The sequence below is a fragment of the Microcella putealis genome (assembly GCF_004216575.1).
GTDB classification, from domain to species: Bacteria; Actinomycetota; Actinomycetes; order Actinomycetales; family Microbacteriaceae; genus Microcella; species Microcella putealis.
In genome coordinates this window covers 102918-124872 of the sequence record NZ_SGWW01000004.1, presented here as the reverse complement: position 1 = coordinate 124872, position 21955 = coordinate 102918, and the positions used below count along the sequence as shown (strand labels likewise).

Annotated in this window: 20 protein-coding genes and 3 tRNA genes; 13 read left to right on the top strand and 10 right to left on the bottom strand. The window is 69.2% G+C overall.

Annotated features, from left to right (window positions below):
• Window positions 1–22 precede the first annotated feature (22 nt).
• The 4 genes from EV141_RS10540 to EV141_RS10525 form a co-directional block, all read right to left on the bottom strand.
• Window positions 23–535, bottom strand: coding sequence for a GNAT family N-acetyltransferase (locus tag EV141_RS10540; protein ID WP_241969224.1), 513 nt, complete (start codon window positions 533–535; stop codon window positions 23–25).
• Window positions 532–2010 carry a cardiolipin synthase gene (gene cls, locus EV141_RS10535; protein ID WP_241969223.1) on the bottom strand — a complete coding sequence of 493 codons (1479 nt, stop codon included), beginning with the start codon at window positions 2008–2010 and terminating at the stop codon, window positions 532–534. Before cls ends, EV141_RS10540 begins: the two co-directional genes overlap by 4 nt.
• Window positions 2011–2075: 65 nt before the next feature.
• Window positions 2076–2564 carry a YajQ family cyclic di-GMP-binding protein gene (locus EV141_RS10530; RefSeq protein WP_130485926.1) on the bottom strand — a complete coding sequence of 163 codons (489 nt, stop codon included), beginning with the start codon at window positions 2562–2564 and terminating at the stop codon, window positions 2076–2078.
• Entirely contained in the window at window positions 2557–3606 is a 1050-nt protein-coding gene (locus tag EV141_RS10525) for a LacI family DNA-binding transcriptional regulator (RefSeq protein ID WP_130485925.1), read from the bottom strand. The genes EV141_RS10530 and EV141_RS10525 overlap by 8 nt, the downstream gene beginning before the upstream one ends.
• A gap of 147 nt (window positions 3607–3753) precedes the next feature.
• On the opposite strand from EV141_RS10525, the gene EV141_RS10520 reads away from it, so the two are divergent.
• The 3 genes from EV141_RS10520 (at window position 3754) to EV141_RS10510 (ending at window position 5947) form a co-directional block, all read left to right on the top strand.
• Window positions 3754–3838: transfer RNA gene (locus EV141_RS10520), tRNA-Tyr, on the top strand.
• A 69-nt stretch (window positions 3839–3907) separates the two neighbouring features.
• Complete coding sequence (locus EV141_RS10515; protein WP_130485924.1) at window positions 3908–4738, top strand: inositol monophosphatase family protein; 831 nt, start codon at window positions 3908–3910, stop codon at window positions 4736–4738.
• A 177-nt stretch (window positions 4739–4915) separates the two neighbouring features.
• Window positions 4916–5947, top strand: a complete 1032-nt coding sequence (locus tag EV141_RS10510) for a M23 family metallopeptidase (protein ID WP_130485923.1) — start codon at window positions 4916–4918, stop codon at window positions 5945–5947.
• A gap of 157 nt (window positions 5948–6104) precedes the next feature.
• Here EV141_RS10510 and EV141_RS10505 read toward each other — a convergent pair whose 3' ends face one another.
• The gene (locus EV141_RS10505) at window positions 6105–7814 is read right to left on the bottom strand and encodes a glycoside hydrolase family 13 protein (protein WP_130485922.1); all 1710 of its coding nucleotides are present in this window, start codon (window positions 7812–7814) and stop codon (window positions 6105–6107) included.
• Between the two features lie 275 nt (window positions 7815–8089).
• On the opposite strand from EV141_RS10505, the gene EV141_RS10500 reads away from it, so the two are divergent.
• The 6 genes from EV141_RS10500 to EV141_RS10475 all read left to right on the top strand — a co-directional run bounded on the left by EV141_RS10500 (window position 8090) and on the right by EV141_RS10475 (window position 14332).
• A complete protein-coding gene (locus EV141_RS10500) occupies window positions 8090–9340 on the top strand; it encodes a sugar ABC transporter substrate-binding protein (RefSeq protein ID WP_130485921.1) in 1251 nt (416 codons plus the stop codon).
• A gap of 126 nt (window positions 9341–9466) precedes the next feature.
• Window positions 9467–11095 (top strand): ABC transporter permease subunit, encoded by a 1629-nt coding sequence (locus EV141_RS10495; protein WP_185740155.1) that lies wholly within the window; start codon window positions 9467–9469, stop codon window positions 11093–11095.
• Window positions 11096–11097: 2 nt separating this feature from the next.
• Window positions 11098–12090 carry a sugar ABC transporter permease gene (locus EV141_RS10490; protein WP_130485920.1) on the top strand — a complete coding sequence of 331 codons (993 nt, stop codon included), beginning with the start codon at window positions 11098–11100 and terminating at the stop codon, window positions 12088–12090.
• A gap of 38 nt (window positions 12091–12128) precedes the next feature.
• Entirely contained in the window at window positions 12129–14072 is a 1944-nt protein-coding gene (locus EV141_RS10485; RefSeq protein WP_241969222.1) for a glycoside hydrolase family 13 protein, read from the top strand.
• A gap of 76 nt (window positions 14073–14148) precedes the next feature.
• Window positions 14149–14220 (top strand) — tRNA-Thr (locus EV141_RS10480).
• A gap of 35 nt (window positions 14221–14255) precedes the next feature.
• Window positions 14256–14332: transfer RNA gene (locus EV141_RS10475), tRNA-Met, on the top strand.
• Window positions 14333–14344: 12 nt separating this feature from the next.
• On the opposite strand, the gene EV141_RS10470 is transcribed toward EV141_RS10475, so the two are convergent.
• On the bottom strand, window positions 14345–15070 hold the full coding sequence (locus EV141_RS10470) for a hypothetical protein (RefSeq protein WP_130485919.1): 726 nt from the start codon (window positions 15068–15070) through the stop codon (window positions 14345–14347).
• A 379-nt stretch (window positions 15071–15449) separates the two neighbouring features.
• Between EV141_RS10470 and EV141_RS10460 the strand changes: the two genes are divergently transcribed.
• The 4 genes from EV141_RS10460 to EV141_RS10445 are packed head-to-tail and all read left to right on the top strand — an operon-like array spanning window position 15450 to window position 18413.
• A complete protein-coding gene (locus tag EV141_RS10460; RefSeq protein ID WP_130485918.1) occupies window positions 15450–16391 on the top strand; it encodes an aminoglycoside phosphotransferase family protein in 942 nt (313 codons plus the stop codon).
• Window positions 16392–16423: 32 nt separating this feature from the next.
• On the top strand, window positions 16424–16873 hold the full coding sequence (locus tag EV141_RS10455; protein ID WP_130485917.1) for an FAS1-like dehydratase domain-containing protein: 450 nt from the start codon (window positions 16424–16426) through the stop codon (window positions 16871–16873).
• Window positions 16870–17289 carry a MaoC/PaaZ C-terminal domain-containing protein gene (locus tag EV141_RS10450; RefSeq protein ID WP_130485916.1) on the top strand — a complete coding sequence of 140 codons (420 nt, stop codon included), beginning with the start codon at window positions 16870–16872 and terminating at the stop codon, window positions 17287–17289. The genes EV141_RS10455 and EV141_RS10450 overlap by 4 nt, the downstream gene beginning before the upstream one ends.
• Window positions 17286–18413, top strand: coding sequence for a UDP-N-acetylmuramate dehydrogenase (locus tag EV141_RS10445; protein WP_130485915.1), 1128 nt, complete (start codon window positions 17286–17288; stop codon window positions 18411–18413). The genes EV141_RS10450 and EV141_RS10445 overlap by 4 nt, the downstream gene beginning before the upstream one ends.
• Before the next feature lie 34 nt (window positions 18414–18447).
• On the opposite strand, the gene EV141_RS10440 is transcribed toward EV141_RS10445, so the two are convergent.
• From EV141_RS10440 to EV141_RS10425, 4 genes are read right to left on the bottom strand one after another with little or no spacing between them, the layout of a single operon-like run.
• Window positions 18448–19065 carry a response regulator gene (locus tag EV141_RS10440; RefSeq protein ID WP_130485914.1) on the bottom strand — a complete coding sequence of 206 codons (618 nt, stop codon included), beginning with the start codon at window positions 19063–19065 and terminating at the stop codon, window positions 18448–18450.
• The gene (locus EV141_RS10435; RefSeq protein WP_130485913.1) at window positions 19062–20270 is read right to left on the bottom strand and encodes a sensor histidine kinase; all 1209 of its coding nucleotides are present in this window, start codon (window positions 20268–20270) and stop codon (window positions 19062–19064) included. Before EV141_RS10435 ends, EV141_RS10440 begins: the two co-directional genes overlap by 4 nt.
• On the bottom strand, window positions 20267–21031 hold the full coding sequence (locus tag EV141_RS10430; protein WP_130486010.1) for an ABC transporter permease: 765 nt from the start codon (window positions 21029–21031) through the stop codon (window positions 20267–20269). The genes EV141_RS10435 and EV141_RS10430 overlap by 4 nt, the downstream gene beginning before the upstream one ends.
• Before the next feature lie 41 nt (window positions 21032–21072).
• Window positions 21073–21954 carry an ABC transporter ATP-binding protein gene (locus EV141_RS10425; protein WP_130486009.1) on the bottom strand — a complete coding sequence of 294 codons (882 nt, stop codon included), beginning with the start codon at window positions 21952–21954 and terminating at the stop codon, window positions 21073–21075.
• Window position 21955: the final 1 nt, after the last annotated feature.

Below are 21955 nucleotides of genomic sequence, written 5' to 3'. Positions count from 1 at the left end.
ACGCCGAACCCTACGCCGAACCCTACGCCGGGGCCTCTGCCGCCGACAACGCTCGGGTGTAGAAGACGCTCAGCGGATCGAGTCGGTACGAGCCGAACGGCGGGCACTCAACGAAGCCGAAACGCTCGTACAGGCGCCGCGCCGGGGCGAAGAAGTCCTCCGCACCCGTCTCGAGGCTCACCCGCGTGAACCCCGCCGCAGCCGCCTCGGCCAGCACGTGCGACAGCAGCGCGGCACCCACCCCGCGGCCCCGGGCGGCCGCCGTCGTACGCATCGATTTCAGCTCGCCGTGCTGCGGCGCGATGCGCTTCAACGCAACGCAGCCCACGACCTCGTCGCCCAGCCAGGCCGTCCAGACGGTGACCGAGTCGGCGCGCAGGGCGTCGAGATCGAGCGCGTGCACGCTCTCGGCCGAGCAGGTGGTCGCGAACATCTCGGTGCGATGCTCGTCCAGCAACGCGAGCACCTCGGGCCGGCGCAGTTCATCGATTTCGATGCGCACGGCAACGCCGCCCGGCTCGACAGAACCGCTCACTGCACCGTCGCCGTCACGCGCGCGAGCGTGTCGAAGGCCGCCATGTGCTTGGGGCGCTTCTGCCACTCCTCGAGTTTCAGTTCGGTCGAGTTCTCGCGGTACTCCTGCTCGACCCGCCTCAAATCGGCGATCACCTGCGGCCCGCGCACCATCACCGACACCTCGAGATTCAGGCTGAACGAGCGCATGTCCATGTTGCTCGAACCGATCACGGCAACCTGGTCGTCGATCGTCACGTGCTTCGCGTGCAGCACCGTCGGCGCGCGGTACAGCCAAATGCGCACGCCCGCCTTCAGCAGCGCTTCATAGTACGAGCGCTGCGCGTGGAACACCGTCGGCTGGTCACCGATCTCCGACACGAAGAGCTGCACGTCGAGCCCACTCTGCGCCGCGGTGGTGATCGCGTACAGCATCGACTCGTCGGGCACGAAGTAGGGCGAGCAGATCTGAATCTGATGCTGTGCCGCGTAGACCAGTGAGTTGAACAGGCGCAGGTTGTTTTCGCCCTCGAACGCCGGCCCCGACGGCACGACCTGCGCGTCGATGTCGTCGTCGGGCAGCTCCTCCGGAATCGGGGCCGACTCGCGCAGCAGCAGCTCGTCCGTCTCCGAATACCAGTCGGTCGCGAACAGCGCGTCGATGCCCGCAACGATAGGCCCCTCGAAGCGCACCATCAGTTCGCGCCACTCGAGCGTTCCCGCCCAGTGCTTCTTCCTCTTGTATCCGCGCTCGATGAGGTTTTGCGACCCCGTAAACGCCACCCGCCCATCCACGATCAAGAACTTGCGGTGGTTGCGCAGATCAGGCCGCTGCCACTGGCCGCGCCACGGCCGCACGGGCAGCATCGCGTGGAACTCGGCCCCCGACGCCCGCAAGCGCTTCAGCAGCTTCCGATAGCCCGGCACGCGGGCCGTCGCGACGTGATCGAACAGGATGCGCACGGTCACGCCCCGCGCGACGGCCGCGTCGATCTCGTCAAAGAATCGCGCCGTCTCGTGATCGATCGAGACGATGTAGAACTCAACGTGCACCGTCTTCGTGGCGCTCGCCACCGCATCCGCCATCGTCTCGATCGACTCGGTGTAGTCGGTGATGATGCGCGCCGCGTTGTCGCCCACGAGCGGCATGGCGCCGAGCGCGCGGTTGAGCTCGACGATGGGTTCGAGCCAGGGCGGCCAGGGGTGGTCGCGCTTCACGCGGTCCATGCCCTCGGTCGTGCCGAGGATGTACTCGTTGATCTCGCGCTGCTTGTCGCGCCGGCTTTTTGGCAGGCGACGCGAGCCGAACAGCAGAAACAGGATGAAGCCGACGTAGGGCAGAAAGAAGATGGCGAGCAGCCACGCCATGGCGGTCTGCGGCCGGCGGTTGCGCGGAACGATGAACAGCGACACGACGCGAATCGTGAGGTCGGTCAGCAGCAGGATCAGTGTGATGACCAGCGCCGCCGTCGACATGTTATCGACCGTGTCACCCATGGCCGGAGTCTAGCGCCGGGCAGGCGCCGAGAGATGGGTGGCGAGCCGGGCTCGGGCCCCGTGTTCTAGCGGAAGTTGATGAACTGCAGGTCGACGTCGATGTCAGCCTGCTTGAGCATCGCGATGGTCGCCTGCAGGTCGTCGCGGCTCTTCGACTGCACGCGCAGCTCGTCGCCCTGAATCTGCGCCTTGACGCTCTTCGGGCCCTCCTCGCGGATCATCTTCGAGATCTTCTTCGCGTTCTCACTCGAGATGCCGTTCTTGAGGCTCGCCTCGATGCGGTATTCCTTGCCGCTCGGGTACGGCTCACCCACGTCGAGGCTCTTCAGCGAGATGCCGCGCTTGATGAGCTTCGACTGCAGTACGTCGAGCACGGCGTTGACGCGCTCTTCGGTGCTCGCCTTCAGCAGCAGCTTCTCGCCGCTCCAGTCGACCGAGGCGCCGACGCCCTTGAAGTCGTAGCGCTGCCCGATCTCTTTCTGGGCCTGGTGGAGAGCGTTGTCCGCCTCCATTTTGTCGACCTTGCTGACGATGTCGAACGAGGAATCAGCCATGTGCCGAGTCTACTGCGGCGGCCGTGAGCGGCACCCGGGCGGTCGACCCGCGCACGATCAGGTCGAACGGCAGCGGCTGGTCGACGGCGGGAACGTCGTCGCCGTTCGACTGCTGCAGGGCCTTCATCAGCAATTCGACGGCCCGCTCGCCCTGCAATTCCGGATGCTGGTCAACCGTCGAGAGGTTAAAGAACGGCGCGAGGTCGTGGTTGTCGATGCCGATCACCGAGAGGTCGCGCGGCACCTCGAGGCCCATGTCGCGTGCCGCGATGATGGCGCCGATTGCCATCTCGTCGCTCGCCGCGACGATCGCGGTGGGTCGGTGTCGGGGACCACCGAGCAGCTGCTTCGCCGCCTGGTAGCCGCTCTCCATGGTGAAGACGGCGGGGAAGTACAGCTCAGGGTCAGGCTCGATGCCGGCGTCGCGGAGGGCGAGCTCGTAGCCGGCGCGGCGATGCGTGGGCAGGTGGAAGGACAGCTCGCGTTCTACGTCGCCGCCGATGTGGCCGATCACGCGGTGCCCGAGGGAGAGCAGGTGTTCGGTGGCGAGCTTCGTCACGGCGACGTCGTCAATGCTGAAGGTCGGTACGCCGGGGATCGGCCCGCCGACGCCGACGAGCGGCCGGCCGAGGGCGTGCAGCGAGTCGACCTCGTCTGCGGTGAGTTCCAGGCTGACCGCGAGCACCGCATCCACCCGCTTGCGCAGTAAGAAGTGTTCGAACACGCTCGCCCGCTCGTGCTCGTTGCCCGAGAGGTTGTACAGGGTCAGGTCGTAGCCGTACTGCATGAGGCGGCGCTGCGCCCCCTCGATGACCGAGGTGTAGAACCAGCGGTTCAGGAAGGGCACGACGACGCCGACGTTGCGGGTGCGGCCGGTGGCGAGCGACGAGGCTTCGGCGTTGACGACGTAGCCGAGCTGGCTGGCGGCGTGGGCGACTTTCTCGCGCGTGGCGGGCGCCACGTGGCCGCGGCCGCTGAGCGCGCGAGACACGGTCGCCGTCGATACGCCGGCGAGTTTCGCGACGTCATCAATGCCGGTCATGTCAACTCTTCTCTCCCCCGCGGCCACACTAGCCGCCACACCCGAGTTTGCAAGCGCTTGCAGGCCCCTGGTTCTCGAGTGGCTGAAGAACCGTATATTCTTGTCCCGCGCTTCCGGTCGCTGAACACAGTGGTCGGGCGCGCGTACGGCGAGTTACCCAAGCGGCCAAAGGGATCTGACTGTAAATCAGCCGGCGTAGCCTTCGGGGGTTCGAATCCCTCACTCGCCACCACGGGCCCCGCGCATCGACGCGGGGCCTTCGGTTTTTTTGGGGCCATTCGCGTTTGCGAGACTGGGGTGCATGACCGACGCGACCCGAGCATCCGACCGCCCGTCCGATTCTGCGCTGCTCGAGCTGGCGCTCGAGATCGCGCTCGAGGCGGGCCGGATGATCGCCGCGGCTCGCGAGGGAACGGTGACGGTCGCCGACCGCAAGTCGTCGGTCACCGACGTCGTCACGCAGGTCGACCGCGACGCGGAGGCGTTGATTCGCGACCGCATTCGCGCCGCCCGCCCCGACGACGCCTTCTTCGGAGAAGAGTCGGGGGGCGACGCTGGCTCGAGTGGGCTCACCTGGGTCGTCGACCCAATCGACGGCACCGTCAACTTCTTGTACGGAATCCCGCACTACGCGGTCAGTATTGCCGTGGTCGAAGGTCCCGCTGATCCGGCGACGTGGGTCGAGCGTGTGGGGGTTGTGCACAATCCGGCGACGGGCGAGACCTTCACGGCCGTGCGCGGGGGCGGGGCGTTCCTGGGCGACCGAGCGCTGCGCATCCCGGAACCGCCGCAGCTTGCCGAGGCGCTGATTGCGACCGGGTTCGCGTACGACGCCGACATTCGCGCCGAGCAGGGGGCGGCCGTCGCGGCGATGCTGCCGCGCGTGCGCGACATTCGGCGCCTGGGCACAGCGTCGCTCGATCTCTGCAATCTCGCGGCCGGGCGCGTGGATGCCTACGCCGAGCGCACGCTCAACCCGTGGGACCACGCGGCGGGCGGACTTATCGTCGCCGAGGCCGGCGGCGTGGTGGTGGGCCGCCACGGTGCAGCGCCCAGCCGCGACTTCGTGATCGCCGTGCATCCCGAGCTGCTCGAGCCCCTGGAGGCGCTGCTCGACGAGGTCGGAGCCTAACCCCCCGTTTGCGGGCCGTTCATTCGTGGAAAAGCTATGAATCTCGTTCGCGGACTTTTCGTCTCGGGAACAAGCGGTTAGCCTTTACCAGTTCGTGACATTCGGGTCTCTTCGGAGTGCCGTCGCCAACGCCCCATCGATACGTACCCACGACGCAGAGAAACTCCTCCCCGCTTCATGACTGATGACCTCACGCGGCCTTCCGCCTCCTTCGGCGACGCCGCGTCGGACCCCGCTGCGGGTGCGCCGATGACGCGTCGCGAGGCTCGGGCTGCGGAAGGCCACGTCTCGCGTCGGGCGTTGCGCGAGGCGGAGCGTGCGGCGGAGGCTCGCGCGGTGGGTGCGGTACACCCGGCCCCCGCTGTTCCCGTCGCGACCACCGCCGCTCGTACATCGGTTGCTCCCGTCGTGCCGATGCGCACGCGGGTGGCCCGCAAAGTGTTCCCGCCGATCGTTATGGCCGCCGCTGCCGCCCTCATCATCGGCACCTCGGTGCCCTCCACCGTGCTCGGTGACCTCAACGCCGATGCCGCGAACGCGTCAATCGGCGCCGTCGCGACCGCGAGCGCGCTCGACGCCGGCGCGGTCATCGAAACGAACAAGACCGCGCCGAGCCTCGCCGGCGGCGCCGCACCCGCCGAAGCCCCGCCGAGCCAGGTGCTCGCCACCGAGGCCACCGACGCCGAGGCCCTGCCCGTTGCGAACCGCGACGACTGGAGCGTGACCTCGTACGCCGAGCTCATGCGCCTGCAGTACGGAAACCGCAGCTTCATGTACGCAACGACCGGCACCGGCGCCGTGCGCTGGCCGTTCCCGTTCGCCGCCGAGATCAGCTCGGGCTTCGGTAACCGCAGCGCTCCCTGCCGCGGCTGCTCGAGCTACCACCAGGGCCTCGACTTCGTGCCCGGCTACGGCACGCCGATTCAGTCGATCGCCGACGGTGTGGTCACCTTCGCTGGCTGGGGTGGCGGCTACGGCTTGCACGTCATCGTCGACCACGTCATCAATGGACAGAAGGTCACCACGCTCTACGCGCACATGGTCAGCAACTCGACCCCGCTGTCGGCAGGCGACCCCATCGCGGCGGGTGACTACATTGGCCAGGTCGGTGACACGGGCCTCTCGACCGGACCCCACCTGCACTTCGAGTTGAAGCTCGACGGCGTCGCGGTTGATCCCTACGCCTGGCTCACCACCAACGCCTCGTAAGCGTCCGCTTCCCGCACGCATGGTCACACGGCCCCGCGAGGGGCCGTTTGTGTGTGCGCCCCGCGTCATCGCGCGAACGCAGCTGGCTCGTTAACGAAACGGGTCCCGGATGCGCGGTGCGCGCATCCGGGACCCGTGACGTCGGGTGGGTGCTCGCCTACTCGGCCCGCACCCACACAGCGGTGTCGCTCGGCACCGCGCGCCCGTCGAGCGGGCCGCTGCTGAGCAGTACCTCGCCAGCGGGCAGCTCAACGGCGCCTTCGCCCAGGTTGGCGATCACCGTGATGGCACCGTTGCGGAAGGCAACGACCTCGTCACCGAGGTTGATCCAGTCGACCGAGCCAGAGCCGAGCTCGTGCTCGGCGCGCAGGGCGAGCGCCCGGCGGTAGAGCTCGAGTGTCGACGTGGGGTCGCCAAGCTGCGCGTCGCGGGCGATGGCGGACCATTCTGCCGGCTGCGGCAGCCAGCTCGCGCCCGAGTCGTTGAAGCCGAATGCCGGAGCGTCCGCCTCCCACGGCAGCGGCACGCGACAGCCGTCGCGGCCGTACACCTCGCCGTTCGTGCGGTGGAAGGTCGGGTCTTCGCGCACGTGGTCGTCGAGCTCGATGACCTCGGGAAGTCCCAGTTCTTCACCCTGGTACAGGTAGGCGCTGCCCGGCAGGCTCAGCATGAGCGCGGTGGCCGCGCGGGCCCGCTTCAGGCCGAGGACCTCGTCGGGCTTGTCCTCTGATGCCGGGCCGATCCCGCTGGCCGGCGCGGCAGCGTGCACCGTCAGGCCCAGGCGGCTGGCGTGGCGCACGACGTCGTGGTTCGACAGCACCCACGTGCTCGGGGCGCCGACCTCGCCGAACGCGGCGATCGACTCATCGATGACAGCGCGCAGCTTCGGCGCCTCCCACGGGGTGGCGAGGTAGCTGAAGTTGAAGGCCTGGTGCATCTCGTCTGAGCGCACCCAGAGGGCCGCGCGGCTGAGCGGCTCGACCCAGGCCTCGGCGCAGAGCACGCGGTCGCCCTCGTACTCGTCGAGAACCTTGTGCCAGTCGCGGTAGACCTCGTGCACGGGCGGCTGCGCCCAGTACGGCACCTCGTCGGGCTTCATCATGGCCTCGGCGAGGCTCTCGCCCTCTTCGGGCTCGGGCACGTCGGGAAGGCCCTCGGCCTTCATGAGGCCGTGCGCCACGTCGACGCGGAAGCCGTCGGCACCGCGGTCGAGCCAGAAGCGCAGAATCTCGCGGAAGCGCTCCCAGACCCACTCGTTCTTCCAGTTGAAGTCGGGCTGCGTCGAGTCGAACAGGTGCAGGTACCACTGGCCCGGCTCGCCATTTGCCTCGGTGACGCGGGTCCACGCGGGGCCGCCGAAGATCGACTGCCAGTTGTTCGGGGGCAGCTCGCCATTCTCGCCCTTGCCCTCGCGGAACATGAAGCGGTCGCGCTCGATCGAGCCGGGGCGGGCAGCCAGCGCCTCCTGGAACCACACGTGCTCGCTCGAGCAGTGGTTCGGAACGAGGTCGACGATGACTCGCAGGCCGAGCTCGTGAGCCCGCTCGCGCATCCGATCGAAGTCGGCGAGCGTGCCGAACAGCGGGTCGACGTCGCAGTAGTCGCTCACGTCGTAGCCGGCGTCGTTCTGCGGCGAGCGGAAGAAGGGCGAGAGCCAGACCGCGTCGACGCCGAGCGCGGCGAGCGAGTCGAGACGGGTGGTGATGCCGGCGAGGTCGCCGATGCCGTCGCCATTCGCGTCCGCGAAGGAGCGCGGATAGATCTGGTAGATGACGGCGGTGCGCCACCACTCGTGGCCCGGCTGGGATGACTGGGCGTGCGACACGCGCGCGGGCGCGCCGGACGGGCTGAGGGTTTCGTTGGCCATGGGGCCACGATACGCGGAAAGCCGCGAATGTGGAAACGGTTCCACGCGGATGGAAGCGCTTGCGGGTTTACAGCGTTCTTCCAGCAAAAGTTCACCATCCACAGGCGGAAAATCCCTAGTTGTCAGGACGCGCCCCAGGCGCTATAACTGTAAGCGCTTGCAGTTCGCGAGCGCATCAAGAGAATGGCCTCTTGGCGACGGTGAGAACCTCCATCGAGGAACGCACCGGCAGCGCGCCGGCAATGAGGCCGCCCGCACACGAAAGGTATGCACCGATGAAGGTGACCCGCAGCCTGTTGGCTACCGGAGCGATGGCGGCATCCGCCGCCCTGCTCCTCGGCGCGTGCGCCGGCGAGGCCGAGACGGCCGACCCGACCACCGCTCCTGAAACCCCCGCAGCGTCGAGCACCCTGACCGTCTGGGTCGACGCCGACCGCGCCGGTGTGCTCGAAGACATCGCCGCCCAGTTCGAGGCTGACCGCGGTGTCGCCGTCGAACTCGTGACCAAAGACTTCGGCGCGATCCGCGACGACTTCATCACGCAGGCCCCCACCGGCAACGGGCCCGACGTCATCGTCGGCGCGCACGACTGGCTCGGCAAGCTCGTGCAGAACGGCGTTGTCGCGCCGCTTGAGCTCGGCGACACCGCCGGCGACTTCCAGGATGTCGCGATCACGGCCATGAGCTACGAGGGCCAGACCTACGGTCTGCCCTACTCGGTCGAGAACATCGCTATGGTGCGCAACACCGACCTCGTAGCCGAAGCGCCCGCCACCTTCGACGAGCTCATCGCCGCTGGCCAGGCCGCCGGTACCGAGTACGCCTTCCTCGTCGGCCTCGACCCGGCAGCGTCTGACCCGTACCACCTGTACCCGCTGCAGGCCTCGTTCGGCGCCCCGGTCTTCGAGATCACCGCCGACGGAACCTACGACCCGACGACGCTGGCCCTCGGCAACGAGGGTGGCGAGCAGTTCGCGACCAAGCTCGCCGAATGGGGTTCGCAGGGCATTCTGAACACGAACATCTCGGGTGACATCGCGCGCGAAGAGTTCATCGCCGGCAAGTCGCCGTTCTTCCTCACCGGCCCGTGGAACATCCCGGCCATCCAGGAAGGCGGCATCAACTACGCGATCGATCCGATCCCCACCGCCGGTGGCGAGACCGCGTCGCCGTTCGTCGGCGTGCAGGGCTTCTTCGTGTCGTCGCGCAGCGAGAACACCATCGCCGCTACCGAGTTCCTCGTGAACTACATCGGCAGCGAAGAGGTTCAGACGGCCCTCTACGAGGTCGGTGGCCGTGCCCCCGCCCTGCTGAGCGCCTTCGAGGCCGCTCAGGCTGACGCCGACGTCGCCGCCTTCGGTGCGGTCGGCGCCGAGGGTGTGCCGATGCCGAACGTGCCCGCGATGGACGTCGTGTGGAGCGACTGGGGCTCGAGCCAGGTCGCCATCATCAACGGCCAGGGTGACCCGGTCGAGCTGTGGCGCGCGATGGTCGCGAGCATCCAGGAGAAGGTCACCGCGGGCTAGTCACCCGCACCGACCACAGGTGATGACAGCGAGGCCCCCCGGAGTGCACGCGCACACCGGGGGGCCTCGCCTCTCACCGCCCCGCTTTTCTCCCCCGCCCCACCCCCGACGAAAGACGATTCCCCGATGAGCACGACGACTCCCGGCGCCGAAACACCCGCCGTCGCTCCGCCTCCGGCTCCGAGGGGCGGTATGCCCGCCTCGCGCCTCGCGGCGAGTTCCGGTTCCAGCATGCGCAGCTGGGCGATCAAGATCGTGCTGCTCGGGCTGGTCGACGCCCTCGCGGTCTTCGCGATGTTCGTGCTGTTCATGCAGGAGTCGTGGATCGTCTTCGGCGTGACGCTCGCCGTCACCATCGTCATCAACTGGATCTACCTGCGCCCGGGGGGCCTCCCCGCCAAGTACCTCGCGCCGGGCCTGCTCTTCCTCGCCGTCTTTCAGATCTTCGTCGTCGTCTACTCGGGTTACATCGCCTTCACCAACTACGGCGACGGCCGCAACGGCACGAAGGCCGACGCGATCGAGAACATTCAGCTCACCTCCCTGAGTCGCGTCGCCGACTCGCCCACCTACCGCCTGCAGGTGCTCGAGCAGAACGGCAGCTACTCCTTCCTCGTCACCGACCCTGACGGCGACGTTCTCGTCGGCAACCCCGACCAGCCGCTCACCGAGGTCACCAATGCCGAGATTGACGGCACGGGCAAAGCCATCTCCCTTGACGGCTACACGACGCTCAGCTTCGCCGACCTGCTGAACAACCAGCGGGCGATCACCTCGCTGTCGGTTCCGTTCAGTGACGACCCCGCCGACGGCGCACTGCGAACGCCCGACGGTTCCAACGCGTACGTCTACGAGTCGGCTCTCGAGTACGACGAGGCGAGCGACACCTTCACCGACGCCACAGGTCTCGTCTACCGCGACGGGGGCGAGGGCGCGTACGTCAATGACGACGGGCGCGAGTTGATCCCCGGCTGGACGATCAACGTCGGCTTCGACAACTTCGTGACCGCCTTCTCGAACGACGACATTCGCGGGCCGCTCATCAGCGTGACGATCTGGACGTTCGCGTTCGCGATCCTCTCGGTCGCGACCACGTTCATCCTGGGCCTGTTCCTGGCGATCGTGTTCAACAAGCCGGGCATGAAGGGCAAGAAGGTCTACCGGCTGATCATGATCCTGCCGTACGCCTTCCCGGCGTTCCTGTCGGGCCTCGTCTGGCTCGGTCTGTTCAACCAAGACTTCGGCTTCATCAACCAGGTGATCTTCGGCGGGGCGGCCATTCCCTGGCTCACCGATCCGTGGCTCGCCAAGGCGAGCGTGCTCATCGTGAACCTCTGGCTCGGCTTCCCCTACATGTTCCTGATCTGCACGGGGGCACTGCAGTCGATCCCTGAAGAGCTCACCGAGGCCGCGACGGTCGACGGCGCCCGGCCGTGGGCAGTGTTCCGCCTGATCAAGTTCCCGCTGCTGCTCGTCTCGGTCGCGCCGCTGTTGATCTCGAGCTTCGCGTTCAACTTCAACAACTTCAACATCATCTACATGCTCACCGGCGGTGGGCCGCGCGACATCAATGCGGGCGTCGATGCCGGCGCCACCGACATCCTGATCACTCTCGTCTACAAGGTGGCGTTCGGTGAGGGCACCGGCCGCGACTACGGTCTCGCGAGCGCATTCGCGATTCTCATCTTCATCATCGTGGCGACGGTGTCGATCATCAGCTTCCGCCAGACCAAGGCCCTCGAGGAGTTGAACTAGCCATGACGAACCCCTTCAACCCGTCCGACGGCCAAGAGATCGGCGCGCGGCTGAACCCCGCCGTTGCCGGAGCAGCAACGACCGTGCGCGATCGCGACGAGCCTCGCGAGACGCGCCCGAGCATCCCCGAGCGCCGTCGCCGCGGATTCGGCTATTGGTTCCGCGACACCGGCTGGCGCCACCTCATCGGCGTCGTCATGCTGGTGTTCGCCGCCTTCCCGCTCGCCTACGTACTGTCGGCCTCGCTGAACCCGACCGGCACGCTCGTCGGCTCGAACACCCTGTTCCGCACGATCGATTTCGGCAACTACGTCGAACTCTTCCAGCTGCCGCAGCAGCCGTATGCGGCGTGGTTCGTGAACACCATGGTGATCGGTCTCACGACCTCGCTCGGCACCGTTTTTCTCGGTGCGCTCGCCGCGTACGCCTTTTCGCGGATGCGCTTCACCGGTCGCCGGGTCGGCTTGCTGACCCTGCTGCTCGTGCAGATGTTCCCGCAGCTGCTCGGCGTCGTCGCGATCTTCCTGCTGCTGTCGGGCATCGGCGAGATCTTCCCGCAGATCGGCATCGGCACGCAGGCGGGCCTGATTCTCGTCTACCTCGGGGGCGCGCTCGGCGTGAACACCTACCTCATGTACGGCTTCTTCAACACGATCCCCGTGTCGATCGACGAGGCCGCGAAGATTGACGGGGCGAGCCACGCGCGCATCTTCTTCACGATCATCCTGCGCCTCGTGGCGCCGATCCTTGCGGTTGTCGGGCTACTGTCGTTCATTGGCACGACGAGCGAGTTTGTGATCGCCTCCATCGTGCTGACGAGCCCCGAGACGCAGACCCTGGCGGTCGGGCTCTATCAATTCGTCAGCCAAGAGACCTCCACGAACTGGACGCTCTTCTCGGCGGGTGCGGTCCTCGCGGCAATCCCCGTGATGGCCCTGTTCCTGTACTTGCAGAAGTACATCATCGGCGGGCTCACCGCCGGCAGCGTCAAGTAAGACGCTGCGCACGCCACCACGAAGGACCACCCCGCATCGTGCTGCCTCCTGTTGATGCCCGTCCGCACCACGACGGCTCGCCTCTGTACGTCTCGACCGACGCGCCGGCCCTCGGCGACGCGGTGCGCGTGCGCCTGCGCGTGCCGCACCGTTACGGCCACGTCGCCGCGGTGAAGACGCGCTCGAACCCCAACCACGAGCCGCGGTTCACCCCGGCCGTCATCGTGCACCACGACGGTGACGCGACGTGGTGGGAAGCCGAGCTGCTCGTCGAGAATCCGGTGCACGGCTACCGCTTCGTCATCACGCGGGCGAGTGGCGAGACGCACTTCTTGTCGCAGGCAGGGCTCAGCGACATCGAGACCCGCGACGACGACGACTTCCGGCTCAGCACCTTCGCGCCGCCGCCCGCGTGGGGCGCCGAGACGGTGATGTATCAGGTCTTTCCCGACCGCTTCGCCCGCTCGGCCGCGGCTGACGGCCGCGAGTTGCCCGAGTGGGCTGAGCCCGCCGAGTGGGCCGACGAGCCGATCTATCAGGGCCCGTCGACGCCGCGGCAGTTCTACGGCGGCGACCTCGACGGCATCACCGAGCACCTCGACCACCTCGAGCGTCTCGGCGCGACGGTGCTGTACCTGACTCCCGTTTTTCCCGGCCGGTCGAACCACCGCTACGACGCGCACAGCTTCGACCAGGTCGACCCGCTGCTCGGTGGCGACGAAGCGCTGATCCGGCTCGTTGAGGCGGCGCACGCCCGCGGCATCAAGGTGATGGGCGACCTCACCCTCAACCACTCGGGCGACGCACACGAGTGGTTCGTCGCCGCGCGGGCCCGCGCCGACGCCCCCGAGCGGGCGTTCTACTACCTCGATGACGACAACGGCTACGTGTCGTGGCTCGGCGTCGAAAGCCTGCCGAAGCTGAACTGGGCCAGCGACGAGCTGCGCCGCCGCTTCATCGACGGGCCCGACTCGGTGGTGGGGCGCTGGCTGCGACCGCCGTTCTCGCTCGACGGCTGGCGCATCGACGTCGCCAACATGACGGGCCGCCTCGACGACCACGACCTGAACGCCGAGGTGCGCCAGCTCACGCAGAAGACGTTGCGTGAGGCGAACCCTGAGGCGCTGCTGCTCGGCGAGAGCACCAACGACGCGCAGAGCGACATGCAGGGTGACGGCTGGCACGGCGCCATGACCTACGCCAGCTTCACCCGCGCCGTGTGGGCCTGGCTGAGTGAGCCCGGCCCGATCAGCTGGTTCTTCGGCCTGCCCTACCCCGTCATGCCGCAGTACACGGGCGAGCAGGTGGCTGCGGCCAACACCCGCTTCACCGCGGCGATGCCGTGGCGCTCGCGCCTGCACTCGATGAACGCGCTCGACACGCACGACACCGCCCGCTTCGTGAACCGCGCGCGGCCCGGCGCCGTGCCCGTCGCCCTCGGCCTCTCGGTGTCGCTGCCCGGAATCCCCGTCGTCTTCGCCGGCGACGAGTTCGGCTTCACCGGTGAGAACGGCGAACACTCGCGCACCACGATCCCGTGGCAGAGCGTCGACGACCACGCCGCCACGATCGACCTGTACGCCGCGCACCTGCGACTGCGCCGCGAGCACCCCGCGCTCAGCCACGGCTCGCTGCGCTGGCTGCACGCGAGCGACGACGCGCTCGTCTTCGCGCGCGAAACCGCCGACGAGGTCGTCATCGTGCTGGCCGCGCGGGCCGACAGCGACATCGTCCTCGACGGGATCGACGGGGCGGCCGCCACCCGGCTGATCGGCTCCGCCGACGTCGCACCGGATGCGCGCGGCGCGCGCGTCGCGGACGCGAGCGGCGCGCATGGCCCCGCCGCGCGCATCCGCTCGACGGGCATGAGTTTCACCGCGTGGCAGCTGCCCGGGGTGGCGACCCCCGCGTTCCCCGGGGACGGGGTTCCGGCGGCCGCTGACAGCCCCCAGTGGAGCGTCGTTTCGCGCTCGGATGCCTGAGCCCAGGCGGGTCTGACACCCCGCGCGACAGGTGCTAATCTTCTCTGGTGCCGAAATCGGGAAACCGATCGGCTGCGCCCCGATAGCTCAGTGGTAGAGCACTTCCATGGTAAGGAAGGGGTCGTCAGTTCAATCCTGACTCGGGGCCCTGGTTCTCTCGCAGGTCATGCGGGGGTCCTACCCGGCGGGGTAGCTCAGGTGGTTAGAGCACACGGCTCATAATCGTGGTGTCGCGGGTTCGAGTCCCGCCCTCGCTACCAATCTTTAGGCACTCAGCGCGACTGGCGCAGGCGCTTCCACCACGGGCGGTTCGACGCCCGGGCCGGCGCACGCGTGGCACTCGGCACGACGAGCGGTCGCCCCTCGGCCTTCGCGAGCATGACCTGCAGCTCGTTCTCGATCGCGCGAATCGCGCGGCGCTGCTGCTCGGGGTCGATCACGTCGCTCGGCCGCGGCTCGAATGGCAGGGGGGCGGCGCCCACGATGTCCATAAGGTTGTCGTGCTTCACGCCTGCGACCACGGCGTTCACTTTCGCGTCGTCGTCGGCCAGCGCGGTGAGCCGCTCGGCGACCGAGCGGTTCGTGTTCTCGCGCTGGCGCAGCAGGTAGACGTCCTCCTGGCCGTAGTCGTACTGGTGCTGCGAGCGGCCGATGCGGCGCGCTGCTTTCGGGCGCAGCTCGGCGAGCCGCTCCGCTTCGCGCAGCAGTTCGGCGGTGAGTGCGGCGACCTCGTCGCGCACCATGTCGCGCACGGCGTCGTCGTCCCACGGTTTTCCGTCGCGGAGCATCCACACGATGGTGCGGTTCTTGACCTTCATTCGCAGGGCCGCCATCGAGACGAGGATTCCCTCCTCGATCAGGTCTTCGCGGCGTTGCTCGACACGCGAGCGGGCTTCCGCATCGGGGGCGGGGGCGCTCACAGGGGGGCTCGCCGAGGCGCTCGCCGGGGGGCTCGTGGGCGCGTCCTCCGTGCCCTGCTCGCCCCGGTCATCCGCCACCCCTTGAGTCTATTGAGCGCCGCCGATCAAGGCCTACGAGAATTTTGCCGCGACACGCCGAACCACTACATCTAGGGGAATGACAGAGGTGTCATTCCGTGTATATAGTGGAGCTCCCACCGCCGGACGGCGGGATTCCCCGAAACACAGGAGGCCCGACATGGACAACGAAAACGACACCGTCGGTGGCTACGCAGTGCCCGTCGACCCGATGGACATGCTGCAGTGCGAGAGCTGCCAGTAGTCATCTCATGACTTCGGTCTCAGCGCTGCATCGCTGAGACATCACCCGAAACCCCGGCTTCCACCGCAGGAAGACCGGGGTTTCGTGGTCGAATGGCGCAAACGCCACGCCCCCTCTGGCCGGGAGGAGCACCCCATGAGCGCAGTCGCTGACGCCGACGTGCCGCTGACGCGGCCGAACGCGCGCCTCGCGAGCGACGCCGAGGTGCTTGACCGCGTGCACCGCACCCTCGGCCCCGTCGACGTCGTCGTCGAGCACTGGGGCCGCTACCGCACCTCGCGGGTGCTGCACGTCGTCACCCGCGGCGGCGAACAGGTGGTCGTCAAGTGGCACCGCGACGACGCCCCCTACCGCCGCGAAAGCGGGGCGCTGCAGCAGTACGGCATGGCGCTCGGCGGTGACGCGCCGCGCATCGTCACGCTCGACGACGGGCTGCGCATGCTTGCGCTGTCGCGCCTGCTGGGTGAACCGGCACTCGGCACGCCGCACGAGACCGACCCCGACATTCACTACCGCCTCGGCGAGCTGGTGCGCAGCCTCCACGACGCCGAGCCCCCGCGTCGCCACGACCGCTTCGGGCGCCTCATCGCCGCCGAGTTCGAGCGCTGGAGCATCGAAGCCGAGCGCGTCTTCGGCGTCGGCGACGACCCGGCCGATGAGCGCGCCGAGCGCCTCGCGGCCGAGCGACACCTCGCCCGGCAGTACGTGGCCGCCGCCCTCGACCTCGGCGTCTTCGACCACGTGCCCGCGCACCGCGCGCTGCGCCCCGAACACTGGATCATCGACCCGGGCGGCCACGTGCGGCTCATCGACTTCTCGCAGGCCGAGCACGAGCCGCGCATCGTCGACCTGCTGTGGCTCGAGTACGGCCCCTGGCGCGACGCGCCCTGGCTGAAGGCCGCCTTCCTGCACGGCTACGGCCGCACGCCCACCGAGCGCGACCAGGCCGCGCTCGACGCGGTCGCCGCCACCCGCGGGCTCGAACTGCTGGTGCGCGGAGAGCAGCGCCGCAACGCCGCCGAGAAGCGGCTCGGCCGGGCCATGCTCGACCACCTGCTTGGCGCCACCCTCTTCTGAGCCGCGCACGGGCCCCGGCCTAGACTGGCCGGGTGCCTGTGAACCCCGACCTCACCGAGCGCGCCTTCGCTCCGGTCGCCCCGTATCTGGTGGGCCGCGAGAAGGTGCGCGAATTTGCCCGAGCGACCCGCGCATCCGCCGCCCTACATCACGATGTCGAGGCGGCCCGCGCCGCGGGATTCGCCGACGTGGTCGCCCCGCCGACCTTCCCGATCGTGGTCGCCGAGGCGACGCTGCAGCAGCTGCTCGCCGAGCCCGACGCGGGAATCGACTTCAGCCGGGTCGTGCACGGCGACCAGCGCTTCAGCTACACGCGGCCGATCGTCGCCGGTGACGAGCTCACCGCGACCCTGCGGGTGACCGGCATCAAGACGCTCGGTGGCAACGCCATGGTGACGAGCGAGACCGCCATGGTCGACGCTGGCGGCGCGCACGTCGTCACCAGCGTGTCGACCCTCGTCGTGCGGGGGGACGACGCATGAGCATCGCCGAGACCCTGAACCTTGAGCTCGGCCAGGTCATCGCCGACGAGACTCTCACCCTCACGCGCGACGCGCTCGTGCGGTACGCCGGAGCCAGCGGCGACTTCAACCCCATCCACTACCGCGACGACGTCGCCGCCCAGGTCGGCCTCCCGGGCGTGCTCGCCCACGGCATGCTGACGATGGGCGTCGCGATCGCCCCCGTCACCGCCTGGTTGGATGCCCGCGGCTGGGTCACCGACTACCAGGTGCGCTTCACGCGCCCCGTCGTCGTCGACCCCGCCGACGGCGCCGAGCTGCAGGTGGTGGCGACGGTCGGTGCGCTCGACGAGGACGAGGCGCGCATCGACCTGACCGTCTCGTACGGCGGCCAGACGGTGCTCGGCAAGGCGCAGGCGCGCATCCGCTCGCTGTGACGTCCGCCACCGACGACCGCGGGGCGACGCTCGCCGCGCTGACGACGCTGCGCGTGGGCGGTCCCGCCGCGCGCCTCGTCGAGGCGACGAGCGCCGACGAGCTCGTCGACGCGGTGCTCGAGGCGCAGGCGCATGACGACGAGTGGCTGGTGCTCGGTGGCGGCTCGAACGTGCTCGTCGGCGATCAGGGTGTCGACGGCACCGTGATCCGGGTCATGACGCGCGGCATCGAGCGCCTGCCTGACGTCGACGGCTCGCGCCGCCCGGTGCGGCTGCGCGTCGCCGCGGGCGAGCCGTGGGATGACCTCGTCGCCCACACCGTCGATGAGGGATTCGCGGGCCTCGAAGCCCTGAGCGGAATCCCCGGGTCGACGGGCGCCGCGCCCATTCAGAACATCGGCGCCTACGGCCAAGAGATCGGCGAGAGCCTTGTCGCGGTCGAGATTCTCGACCTCGTGTCGGGTGAGCGCCGCCGCGTGCCCGCCCCCGAACTTGAGCTCGGTTACCGCGCGAGCGTCATCAAGGCCGGCCGCCCCTGGGTCGTGCTGAGCGTCGACCTCGCGCTCGAGCGCAACGACGGTGCCCGCAGCCGCCCGGTCGCGTACGCGCAGCTCGCCGACTCGCTCGGCGTCGCCATCGGCGAGCGCGCGCCGGTCGCGGGCGTGCGATCCGCCGTGATCCGGCTCCGCGCATCCAAGGGGATGGTGCTCGACGAGAACGACCCCGATTCGGTCAGCGCCGGCTCGTTCTTCACCAACCCGATTGTGTCGGGCGCGTTCGCGAGAACGCTGCCGACGGATGCGCCCCGCTTCGCGACGGCGCCCGAACCACGGGCGCTGGCCGTGCCGCTCGGCGCCGAGCCGGTGCCGCCGCCGGAGCCGGTCGACGCCCCCGTGAAGCTCAGCGCCGCCTGGCTGATCGAGCGCGCGGGCATCACGCGCGGGTTCTCGCTCGGCGCCTCGCGCGCCGCGGTGTCGAAGAAGCACACCCTCGCGATCACGAACACGGGCGGCGCCACGGCGGCCGAGATCGCCGAGCTCGCGCGCTACATCCAGACCCGGGTGCTCAGCGAGTTCGGGGTCATGCTGCACCCCGAGCCGGTGTTCGTCGGCGTCGAGCTGTAGCCGGCGCGCGCCGCGCGCATCGCGGCGCACACGCCTACAGCAGCCCGCGCTCCATCGCGAGGGTGACCGCCCGCGTGCGGTCGCTCACCCCGAGCTTGTCGAAGGTGCGCAAGAGGTGCGTCTTCACGGTCGCCTCGCCGAGGTGCAGGCGCTCGCCGATCTGCTTATTGGTGAGCCCGCTGGCGACGAGCCGCAGCACCTCCGTCTCGCGCGGCGTGAGTGCGGGCGGCGCGGGCTGCCGCACCCGGGCGACCAGCTGCGCCGCGATCGCGGGCGACAGCGCGACCTCGCCTGCGGCGACCGAGCGCACCCCGGCGAGCAGCTCCTCGGCGGGTGCGGCCTTCAGCAGGTAACCGCTCGCGCCGGCCTCGATCGCGGCGAGGATGCTCGCATCGCTCTCGTAGGTCGTCAACACGAGCACGCGCACGCCCGGCGTCTCGGCGAGGATGCGCGCGGTCGCCTCGTCGCCGGTCAGGCGCGGCATGCGCACATCCATGACCACGAGGTCGGGCGTGAGCGCGGCGGCGAGTTCGACGGCCTCGACGCCGTCGACGGCCTCGCCGACAACCTCAATGTCGGGCTCGTCGCCGAGCAGCGCGACGATGCCCGCCCGTACGACGGCGTGGTCGTCGGCCACCAGCACTCGAATCATGCGTCGACCCTGTCGAGCGGAACCTCGGCGGTCAAGCGCGTTCCCCGGCCCGGCCGTGCGTCGACGACGAGCGAACCGCCGACGAGCGCGAGGCGCTCGGCCATGCCGGGCAGCCCAAAGCCGGCGCTCGCGGAGGCCGCGGCCGGGTCGAAGCCGGCGCCGTCGTCCTCGACGACGAGGCGCGCGCATCCGTCGTGCTCGTCGAGCACGATCGTGACGGTGGATGCGCGGGCGTGCTTCCGCGCGTTCGCCACCGCCTCCTGCGCGCACCGCAACACGACGACCTCGCGGTCGCGGTCGAGCGGGGGAGCAGCCGACGCATCGGTCACCACGCGCACGCCGGCCTCGCGCTCGAAGCGGTCGGCGAGCCGGGCGAGTGCACCGGGCAGGTCGAGTTCGGGGGCGGGGCCGCCGTCGGGGCCGGGCGCCGCGCCGGTCAGGGCGGCGCCCGCGGCGACGAGCGCGCGGGTCTCGCCGAGGGCACCGCGGGCGGCCTCCTCGATGAGGGCGAGCGTTTCGTCCCGCGTGCCTCCTTCGCGGCGGGCGCGTTGGGCGAGCATGACGAGGCCGGTGAGGTCTTGCGCGATCGTGTCGTGCAGTTCGCGGGCAAGGCGTTCGCGCTCGGCGGCGGCGCCGGCGTCGCGGTTGAGCGCCGCGATCTGCTCTTGCGCCCCCTGCAGTTCGGCGAGCAGCACGCCGTTGCGGTCGCCCAGCTCAGACATCCGGGCGATCCAGAAGCCCATCGCGAGGCTGAAGCCGAGCGAAAGCGTGACGGTGAACGCTGTCTGGGCGAGGTCGGCGGGGCTCGTACCGATGCTGATCACGAACCCGGCCGCAACCGCGGCCCCGACCCCGATGTTCGCGTTGATGGCGCTACGCATCGACGCGGTGAAGGTCCAGGCGATCGGGTATGCGATCACCTGCATGATCGCCATCGTGGGTGAGCCGGCCGAGGCGACGCCGACCGCAAGAATCGCGACGACGACCATCGCGATCGAGCCGTCGGGGTGATCGACGCGGCGGGCGCCGACGAGTGCGAAACCGGCCACGAGCATCCCGATGCCGCTGAGCGCGAGCGGCAGCCGCCAGCTCGCCGCGAGCGGGCCGAGGGCCGTGACGGCGAGCACCGCCAGCAGCACCGAGACCGCGCCGATCGCCAGCCACCACCAGCCGGTGGCGGTGATGCGGCGCGCGAGCTCGGTCACTGGTTCTTCCGCACCCAGCGGAACGTCACAAGTGTGAGCGCCAGGCCGACGACGAGCCAGATGCCGAGGGCGATCGCGATGCCCGGCAGGTTCCAGGTCTCGTTCGGTTCGAGCACCACGAGCTCGTCGGGCAGGAAGACGCTGCGCATGCCGAGCGCCATCCACTTCAGCGGGAAGATCGCCGCCACCTGCTGCAGCCACTCGGGAAGGTCGCTGAAGCGCAGGAAGATGCCCGAGATGAACTGCAAGACGAGCACGATCGGAATCACGACAGCCGTCGCCGACGCCCCGCTGCGGGGAACGCTCGACAGGGCGATGCCGAGAATCGCCGAGGTGACGACGCCGAGCAGGAAGATCCAGACGAAGCGGCCCCACAGTGCCGGGTCCTCCGGCAGCGGCACCTGGAACACGGTGAAGGCGAGGGCGAGCAGCACGATCGCCTGCAGAATGCCCGTGACGAGGGCCTGCCCGATCTTGCCGATGAAGTAGCTCGTCACGGGCAGTGGCGAGCCGGCCAGACGCTTGAGCGTGCCGTTCGACTTCTCGACCGCGATGTCGATCGCGAGGTTTTGGAGGCCGCTCAGCAGCACGCCCGCGGCGAGCATCGCCGGCAGGAAGAACCACGCCGCCGTGATCTCGTCGCCGTCAGCGGTCTGGCCGAAGCTCGCCTCGCTGAACGAGACCGAGAAGATCGTGAGCAGCACGACCGGGAAGAGGAAGGTGAAGAAGACGGTGTCGCCCTGACGGAAGTACGCGCGCATTTCGTAGCCGATGCGCAGACCCCCAAGGCGCAGTGCCCGGCTCACGAGGCCACCTCCTGACCGAGGTCGGCGGCGTGCTCGTGGCCCACCAGCTGCAGGTACACGTCTTCGAGGCTCGGGCGAATCACTTCGAGCCCCGCCGGTTCCGGCCCGAGCCGCGCAATGAGCGCGGCGACGAAGGCGCCCGGCGTCGGGGTGCGCTCCTCGCGTGGCTCGCCCGCCTCATGCCAGCGCACGATCGGGATGCGCGCATCCGCACCGCCGAGGGAGTCGATCGGCGCGAGGTCCACCATTTTTCCGTTCGCGATCACGCCAGCGCGGTCGCCGAGCTGCGCGGCCTCGTCGAGGTAGTGGGTCGTGAGCACGATCGTCGTGCCCTCCGACTGCAGGGTGCGCACCAGGCTCCAGAAGTTGCGGCGCGCCTCGGGGTCGAAGCCGGTCGTTGGCTCGTCCAAGAACAGCAGCTCAGGCCGGCCAATGATGCCGACGGCGACGTCGACCCGGCGGCGCTGACCGCCAGAAAGCTTGCGAATGAGCGAGCCCGCCTTGTGCTCAAGCCCGACGGCGGCGATCACCTCGTCGACGTCGCGCGGGTTCGGGTAGAGGGCGGCGAAGTGGGCGAGCTGCTCGCGCACCGTGACGGCGCCCGTCTCGCCGCTCGACTGCAAGACGATGCCGAGCCGCGCCTTCCAGTCGAGGCTCGCGCGCCAGGGGTCGGTGCCGAGCACCCGCACCTCACCGGAGGTGCGTTCGCGGTACCCCTCGAGAATCTCGATGGTGGTCGACTTGCCCGCGCCGTTAGGGCCGAGCAGGGCGAAGGTCTCACCGCGGTGAATGTCGAAGCTCACGCCGTCGACGGCGGCGACGTCACCGTAGGTCTTGCGCAGCTCGCGCACCTCGACGACGTTCTCGGTTGCTGTCATG

Bases quoted from the DNA above. Each gene is read 5' to 3' on its own strand.
- EV141_RS10460 (WP_130485918.1), top strand. From the start codon at position 15,450: ATGAGCGCAGTCGCTGACGCCGACGTGCCGCTGACGCGGCCGAACGCG.
- EV141_RS10525 (WP_130485925.1), bottom strand. From the start codon at position 3,606: ATGACCGGCATTGATGACGTCGCGAAACTCGCCGGCGTATCGACGGCG.
- EV141_RS10505 (WP_130485922.1), bottom strand. From the start codon at position 7,814: ATGGCCAACGAAACCCTCAGCCCGTCCGGCGCGCCCGCGCGCGTGTCG.
- EV141_RS10430 (WP_130486010.1), bottom strand. From the start codon at position 21,031: ATGCGCGCGTACTTCCGTCAGGGCGACACCGTCTTCTTCACCTTCCTC.
- EV141_RS10495 (WP_185740155.1), top strand. From the start codon at position 9,467: ATGAGCACGACGACTCCCGGCGCCGAAACACCCGCCGTCGCTCCGCCT.
- EV141_RS10450 (WP_130485916.1), top strand. From the start codon at position 16,870: ATGAGCATCGCCGAGACCCTGAACCTTGAGCTCGGCCAGGTCATCGCC.
- EV141_RS10530 (WP_130485926.1), bottom strand. From the start codon at position 2,564: ATGGCTGATTCCTCGTTCGACATCGTCAGCAAGGTCGACAAAATGGAG.
- EV141_RS10510 (WP_130485923.1), top strand. From the start codon at position 4,916: ATGACTGATGACCTCACGCGGCCTTCCGCCTCCTTCGGCGACGCCGCG.
- EV141_RS10500 (WP_130485921.1), top strand. From the start codon at position 8,090: ATGAAGGTGACCCGCAGCCTGTTGGCTACCGGAGCGATGGCGGCATCC.
- EV141_RS10490 (WP_130485920.1), top strand. From the start codon at position 11,098: ATGACGAACCCCTTCAACCCGTCCGACGGCCAAGAGATCGGCGCGCGG.
- cls (WP_241969223.1), bottom strand. From the start codon at position 2,010: ATGGGTGACACGGTCGATAACATGTCGACGGCGGCGCTGGTCATCACA.
- EV141_RS10425 (WP_130486009.1), bottom strand. From the start codon at position 21,954: ATGACAGCAACCGAGAACGTCGTCGAGGTGCGCGAGCTGCGCAAGACC.
- EV141_RS10515 (WP_130485924.1), top strand. From the start codon at position 3,908: ATGACCGACGCGACCCGAGCATCCGACCGCCCGTCCGATTCTGCGCTG.
- EV141_RS10440 (WP_130485914.1), bottom strand. From the start codon at position 19,065: ATGATTCGAGTGCTGGTGGCCGACGACCACGCCGTCGTACGGGCGGGC.